Below are 6,837 nucleotides of genomic sequence, written 5' to 3'. Positions count from 1 at the left end.
GGGGGGGGGGGGGGGGGGGGGGGGACCCGGGGGGGGGGGGGGGGGGGAAGAGAAAGGGAGAACCAGGGGGGGCGGGGGGGGGGGGAGGACCCGGGAAAAAGGGGAAGCCCGGGAACAACCAAAAAAAAAAGCGCCCCCACGCGAAGAAGCTTCGTAGCGCGGGGCCGCTGTCGTCACGGGAGGGCGGGCTCTAGCCGAGCGCCGACTTCACGACGTCCGCGAGGCGCCCCGCGACCGAGCGGGCCTGCTCGATGTCGGCGGCCTCCACCATCACCCGCACGAGGGGCTCCGTGCCCGACGGACGCAGCAGTACGCGCCCGGTCGTGCCCAGCTCCCGCTCCGCTTCGGCGACGGCCGCGGCCAGCTCGCCCGAGGTGGTGACGCGCGACTTGTCCACGTCGGGGACGTTGACCAGCACCTGCGGCAGCCGCGTCATGATCTCGGTCAGCTCGTCCAGCGGCGTGCCGGTGGCCGCGATGCGGGCCGCCAGCATCAGGCCGGTCAGGGTGCCGTCACCGGTGGTGGCGTGGTCGAGGATGATCACGTGGCCGGACTGCTCGCCGCCGAGCGCGTACCCGTGCTCCTTCATCGACTCCAGGACGTACCGGTCGCCGACGCCGGTCTGCACGACGCTGATGCCCGCCGACTCCATGGCCAGCTTGAAGCCCAGGTTCGACATCACGGTGGCGACGACGGTGTCCTCGCGCAGGTGCCCGGACTCGCGCATCGCCAGCGCCAGCACCGCGAGGATCTGGTCCCCGTCGACCTCCTGGCCCTTCGCGTCCACGGCGAGGCAGCGGTCGGCGTCCCCGTCGTGCGCGATGCCGAGGTCGGCGCCGTGCTCGACGACGGCCTGCTTCAGCAGACCGAGGTGGGTGGAGCCGCAGCCGTCGTTGATGTTCAGGCCGTCGGGCTCGGCACCGATGGTGACGATCTCCGCGCCGGCCCGCGTGAAGGCCTCGGGCGAGACGTAGGCGGCCGCGCCGTGCGCCTCGTCCAGGACGACCTTGAGGCCGTCGAGACGGTTGGGCAGGACACCCATGAGGTGGGCGACGTACTTGTCGAAGCCCTCGGTGTAGTCGGAGACCCGGCCGACACCGGCGCCCGTCGGGCGGTCCCAGGGGGCACCCGTGCGGTGGTCCTCGTAGACCGCCTCGATCCGGTCCTCCAGCTCGTCGGCGAGCTTGTGACCGCCGCGGGCGAAGAACTTGATGCCGTTGTCGGGCATGGCGTTGTGGCTGGCCGAGAGCATGACGCCGAGGTCGGCGCCCAGCGCACCGGTGAGATACGCCACCGCCGGGGTGGGCAGCACACCGACGCGCAGGACGTCCACGCCCGCGCTCGCGAGGCCGGCGACGACCGCGGCCTCCAGGAACTCGCCCGAGGCCCGGGGGTCCCGGCCGACCACCGCGGTGGCCCGGTGACCAGCGAAGGTGCCGGCCTCGGCCAGTACGTGTGCGGCCGCCACGGAGAGGCCGAGCGCGAGCTCGGCCGTCAGATCCGCGTTGGCGACGCCTCGTACACCATCCGTCCCGAAGAGTCGTCCCACTGTTGTCCTCCCGAGTTCACGCTTCGCTATGAGCAGTTGTGCCACTTATGTTGCCGCTTTTGGCGGTAAACGAACCGCCCCGGCAGCACACAGAGTGCTGCCGGGGCGGATTCGTGCTGAACAGCAGGCGAGATTAACGCTTGCTGTACTGCGGAGCCTTACGGGCCTTCTTGAGACCGGCCTTCTTGCGCTCGACCGCACGGTCGTCGCGGGAGAGGAAGCCGGCCTTCTTCAGCGCCGGGCGGTTGTTGTCAACGTCCGCCTCGTTCAGCGCACGGGCCACACCGAGGCGCAGGGCGCCGGCCTGACCGGACACGCCGCCACCCGAGATGCGGGCGATGACGTCGTAGCGGTTGTCGAGCTCGAGCAGCTTGAACGGCTCGTTGACTTCCTGCTGGTGCACCTTGTTGGGGAAGTAGTCCTCAAGGGTGCGACCGTTGATCTTCCACTTGCCGGTGCCCGGAACGATCCGGACGCGGGCAATGGCGTTCTTGCGACGGCCCAGGCCGGCGGCCGGCTGGGGGTCGCCGAAGCGACCGGCAAGGGACTCGGACGTGTAGTCACCCTCGACTACGTCCGCGGTCTCGGTGGTGTACTCCTCGACGTTGCCCTCGAACTCTTCGACGGGGGTCGTCTCGGCGGTGGTCTCGGCCACGATGCTCCTCAGAAGTTTCTTGTCTTAGGGGGTGTGGTGGCCGGAACTACTGCGCGACCTGGGTGATCTCGAACGGCACCGGCTGCTGGGCAGCGTGGGGGTGCACATCGCCCGAGTAGACCTTCAGCTTCGAGAGCATCTGACGGCCCAGGGTGTTCTTGGGGATCATGCCCTTGATGGCCTTCTCGACGGCCTTCTCCGGGTTGTTCGCCAGGAGGTCGTCGTAGCGGACCGAACGCAGACCACCCGGGAAACCGGAGTGGCGGTACGCCATCTTCTGGGTCGCCTTGTTGCCGGACAGGTGGACCTTGTCGGCGTTGATGATGATGACAAAGTCGCCCATGTCCATGTGGGGGGCGTAAGTCGGCTTGTGCTTACCCCGCAGGAGGGTAGCGGCCTGGGTCGCCAGACGGCCGAGGACAACGTCCTGGGCGTCGATGACGTGCCACTGGCGCGAGATGTCGCCGGGCTTGGGGCTGAACGTACGCACGCGTATGCCTTCGCTTCTTCAGTGGTGGGTCATCCCCGGGGGGTGAGCCCGAGGGACGGGTCCTGACATGGGTCACCACGGACGATCACGACAGCCCTGGTTCACATCGGAGACGCAACCCGTGTGTACCGCTGGTCATCGGCCCGGTGGACCGGCGTAAGGCAGATTCACGTGAGAATGAGAAAGCCAATACGCATAACGAACCAGCAGGGTACCCCTGAAGACCTGGAAGGGTCAAAACGCGGTCCGCGAACCCGTTTCGACGGGGGTCGCGGCGCACTCCGGTTCGGTCCTGGGTGGGGACCCCGTAGTTCGTACAGGTTCCAGAGTAACCCGGATCGGACGCAGTGCTCGACGCGCCAGCAGTCCGGCGAGCGCGCACAGGGTCACCATGTCCCGGAATGCCCGCCTCTTGGCCTCGAACTCCGAGGGCCACGGGATGCCCGCGGTCTGGGGCACCAGCGCCACCCAGAACCAGGGCGAGCGCGGCATCGAGCCCGCCCGCACCCCCGATGCCAGCAGCAGCGGGAGCACCACGATCAGGTAGTGGTCGAAGGAGGGCCGGGACACCAGGAACGCGGCGAGCATCACCATGCAGGCCGTCTCCACCAGCCGCAGCTCGCCCGCGTCGCCGTCCGCCACGACCGGCCTGCGCCACCGCCGCCAGGTCGCCCACAGCCCGCACCCGGCGCCCGCGAAGGCCAGCGCCACCGCCAGCGGCGCCGGCACTCCCAGCCGGGGCAGCGCCGCGATCGGCGAGGCGTCCCAGGGCAGCGCGTAGGAATCCTGGCCCTGCAGCAGGAACGGCAGGGTCTTGGTGAAGAACAGCGTCGGGTGCGGCATCATCAGCGCCCCCGCCAGCGACAGCCCCACCGGCACGCCCACCGCCAGGGCGAGCCCCCGCCACTGCCGTGCCAGCAGGAAGAGCAGCCCGATCGGCACCAGCATCGGCTTGCACGCGATGGCGAGTCCCACCACCAGCCCGGCCGCGGCCCAGTGCTTGCGGTGCGCCAGCAGCAGCGCCACCGGCAGGGCGGCGGCGGAGATGGCCGTCCAGTTCCCGATCAGCACGAGGTTGATGTACGGCTTGTAGGCCAGCGCGAACAGGGCGAAACCGCCGACCGCGAACCGCGAGCGCACGGGTACGGAGAACAGCCGCAGCGAGGCCCACCAGCCGATGCCGACGAGCCCGGTCATCCCCAGCGGCAGCACGCAGCGCAGCAGCGGCGCCGGCAGCAGGGCCTCGGGGATCGCCATGATCACGGCGCTGGGCAGGTAGAGGAACCGCTTGTCCTCGTACGGGGAGACCCCGGCGAGCAGGGCGTCGGCCGCCTTGACCACGAAGGCGTTGTCGGAGCCCCAGTTCTCCCGCAGGCTCGCCGCGACCGCCACCGACAGCAGGATCACCAGGCCCACGAACCGCCAGGACCGGGGGGCCGGACGCAGCAGCCAGGCCAGCCCCCGGTCCCAGGAGGACGGGCTGTCCCACTTCATGACCCAGACACTCGGCCGCAGCCCCACAACGAAGTCCCCTCGACCCAAGCCGGGGGCGGTCTCCCCCTAGCGCTTCCGCTCGACCCTACGTTCGTCCCAGACGGGCTCCGTAGTCTCTCGCACAACACCGTCTGAACCGAAGACCAGATAACGGTCAAATGTGCGGGCGAACCACCGGTCGTGCGTGACGCACAGCACAGTGCCGTCGTACGCCTCCAGCCCGTCCTGCAGCGCTTCCGCCGATTCCAGGTCGAGGTTGTCGGTGGGCTCGTCGAGCAGCAGCGCCGTGGTCCCCGCCAGCTCCAGGAGCAGGATCTGGAAACGCGCCTGCTGGCCGCCCGAGAGCCTCTCGAAGGGCTGCTCGCCCTGGCGCTCCAGCTCGTAGCGGCGCAGGGCGCCCATCGCCTGGCCGAGCGGCTTGGCCGCCTCCGTCCACAGGATGTCGACGAGCGTGCGGCCGAACAGCTCGGGGTGGGCGTGGGTCTGCGCGAAGTGGCCGGGGACCACGCGGGCGCCGAGCTTCCACGTACCCGTGTGCTTGACGTCCTCCCCCGCCATCAGGCGCAGGAAGTGGGACTTCCCGGAACCGTTCGAGCCCAGGACCGCGACCCGCTCCCCGTAGAAGACCTCCAGGGAGAAGGGCTTCATCAGCCCGGTGAGCTCCAGGTTCTCGACGGTGAGCGCGCGCACGCCCGTACGGCCGCCCTTGAGCCGCATCTTGATGTCCTGCTCGCGCGGCGGCTCGGGCGGCGGACCGGCCTCCTCGAACTTCTTGAAGCGCGTCTGCATCGCGTGGTACCGCGAGGCCATGTCCGGGCTGATCGCGGCCTGGCCGCGCAGTCGCAGCACCAGGGCCTTCAGCCGGGCGTGCTCCTCGTCCCAGCGCCGCTTGAGCTCCTCGAAGCGCGCGAAGCGCTCCTTGCGGGCGTCGTGGAAGGTGGCGAAGCCGGAGCCGTGGATCCACACGTCCGAGCCGTTCGGGCTCGCCTCCAGGCTGATGATCTTCTCGGCCGACTGGGTCAGCAGCTCCCGGTCGTGGCTGACGAAGAGCACCGTCTTGCGGGTGGCCTTCAGCTGCTCCTCCAGCCAGCGCTTGCCCGGGACGTCCAGGTAGTTGTCCGGCTCGTCGAGCAGCAGCACCTCGTCCGGCCCGCGCAGCAGCGCCTCCAGCACCAGCCGCTTCTGCTCACCGCCCGAGAGCGTGCGCACCTCGCGGAACTGCGCCGAGTCGTACGGGATCGCCAGCGCGGCCATCGTGCAGACGTCCCACAGCGTCTCCGCCTCGTACCCCTGCACGTCGGCCCAGTCGCTGAGCGCCTGCGCGTAGGCCATCTGGGCGGGCTCGTCGTCCACCGTGAGGATCAGCTGCTCGGCCCGGTCCACCGCCTTGGCCGCCTCCCGGATCCGCGGCTGGGACACCGATACCAGCAGGTCCCGTACGGTCGTCTCGTCGCGGACCGAGCCCACGAACTGCGACATCACGCCCAGCCCGCCGCTGACGGTCACGCCGCCGCCGTGCGGCTGGAGCTCACCGGAGATCATCTTCAGCAGCGTGGTCTTGCCGGCCCCGTTCGCCCCGACCAGGGCGACGACCGACCCCTCCCCCACCCGGAAGGAGACGTCGGGGAGCAGAACCCGCCCGTCGGGAAGGTAGTACTCCAGGTGGCTGGCTTCGAGATGTCCCATGCGGGGCATTGTCCAGGTCCGGCCCCGATCCGCCCAAACGGATTAGCCGCGGTCCCGGCTCAGCAGCAGCCGGCTCCGGGCAGCGTCCGCAGGTTCCGCGCTTCCTTGCTCCGGGCGGCCAGCAGCTCGTCGGCCGGGTAGCCGACCTCCTCCAGGGTCAGCCCGTGCGGCTTGACCACGTGCACCGAGGAGTCCCGTACGGCCGCGGCCAGCACCTTCCCGGGCCAGTCGGTCGTCCGGTGGCCGTCGCCGACGTGCAGCAGGGCGCCGACCAGCGAGCGCACCATGTTGTGGCAGAAGGCGTCGGCGCGGACGGTCGCGGTGATGATGCCCTCCGCGTCCCGCTCCCAGCTGAGCTGCTGGAGGGTGCGGATGGTCGTGGCCCCTTCGCGCTTCTTGCAGTACGCGGCGAAGTCGTGCTCCCCGACCAGTGCGGCGGCGGCCTCGTTCATGGCGTCCACGTCGAGCGGCCACTGGTACCAGAGCACGTGCCCCCGGCGCAGCGGGTCCACCCCGGCCTGGTGGTCGCCCACGCGGTAGGCGTACCGGCGCCAGATCGCGGAGAACCGCGCGTTGAAGCCGGCGGGGGCCTCGGCGGCCTTCCACACCCGTACGTCGTGCGGCAGCCGCCCGGCGAGGCGGCGCAGCAGCTTGTCCTGGTGCTCGGCCCACACCTCGTCCCGTACGTCGAACTGCGCGACCTGTCCGCGCGCGTGCACGCCCGCGTCGGTCCGGCCGGCCACGGTCAGCTCCACCGCGTCGGGCAGCCGCATCACGGTCTGCAGGGCGGACTCCAGCTCTCCCTGGACGGTCCGCAGCACGCGCTGCTTCGCCCAGCCGGAGAAGTCCTTGCCGTCGTAGCTCAGGTCCAGCCTGACCCGGACGTGTCCGGGCTCCACCTCGTCACTCACGTGACAGATCCTCTCAGAAACGCGAAAAGGCCGAGAAAGCGCCAAGAAACAC

At 70.2% G+C, this 6,837-nt stretch carries 6 protein-coding genes; all 6 read right to left on the bottom strand.

The window, feature by feature from the left end; genetic code table 11:
• Window positions 1-190: 190 nt before the first annotated feature.
• On the bottom strand, window positions 191-1,549 hold the full coding sequence (glmM, locus tag ACFWBW_RS22415; protein ID WP_385375001.1) for a phosphoglucosamine mutase: 1,359 nt from the start codon (window positions 1,547-1,549) through the stop codon (window positions 191-193).
• A gap of 133 nt (window positions 1,550-1,682) precedes the next feature.
• On the bottom strand, window positions 1,683-2,204 hold the full coding sequence (gene rpsI / locus ACFWBW_RS22410; protein WP_243333386.1) for a 30S ribosomal protein S9: 522 nt from the start codon (window positions 2,202-2,204) through the stop codon (window positions 1,683-1,685).
• A 46-nt stretch (window positions 2,205-2,250) separates the two neighbouring features.
• Window positions 2,251-2,694 (bottom strand): 50S ribosomal protein L13, encoded by a 444-nt coding sequence (gene rplM, locus ACFWBW_RS22405; protein WP_112447734.1) that lies wholly within the window; start codon window positions 2,692-2,694, stop codon window positions 2,251-2,253.
• Between the two features lie 234 nt (window positions 2,695-2,928).
• Window positions 2,929-4,188 (bottom strand): glycosyltransferase family 87 protein, encoded by a 1,260-nt coding sequence (locus ACFWBW_RS22400; protein ID WP_385374998.1) that lies wholly within the window; start codon window positions 4,186-4,188, stop codon window positions 2,929-2,931.
• Window positions 4,189-4,254: 66 nt separating this feature from the next.
• Window positions 4,255-5,874, bottom strand: a complete 1,620-nt coding sequence (locus ACFWBW_RS22395; RefSeq protein ID WP_385374996.1) for an ABC-F family ATP-binding cassette domain-containing protein — start codon at window positions 5,872-5,874, stop codon at window positions 4,255-4,257.
• A gap of 59 nt (window positions 5,875-5,933) precedes the next feature.
• A complete protein-coding gene (truA, locus tag ACFWBW_RS22390; protein ID WP_385374994.1) occupies window positions 5,934-6,785 on the bottom strand; it encodes a tRNA pseudouridine(38-40) synthase TruA in 852 nt (283 codons plus the stop codon).
• Window positions 6,786-6,837: the final 52 nt, after the last annotated feature.

It is taken from the genome of Streptomyces sp. NPDC059957 (assembly GCF_042730015.1).
Taxonomy (GTDB): Bacteria; Actinomycetota; Actinomycetes; order Streptomycetales; family Streptomycetaceae; genus Streptomyces.
Note: the sequence above shows the minus strand (reverse complement) of the source record. Positions and strands in the feature narration are given on the sequence as shown.

Excerpts from the sequence above, each read along its gene's own strand:
- ACFWBW_RS22400 (WP_385374998.1), bottom strand. The coding sequence starts at position 4,188 with ATGAAGTGGGACAGCCCGTCCTCCTGGGACCGGGGGCTGGCCTGGCTG.
- ACFWBW_RS22395 (WP_385374996.1), bottom strand. The coding sequence starts at position 5,874 with ATGGGACATCTCGAAGCCAGCCACCTGGAGTACTACCTTCCCGACGGG.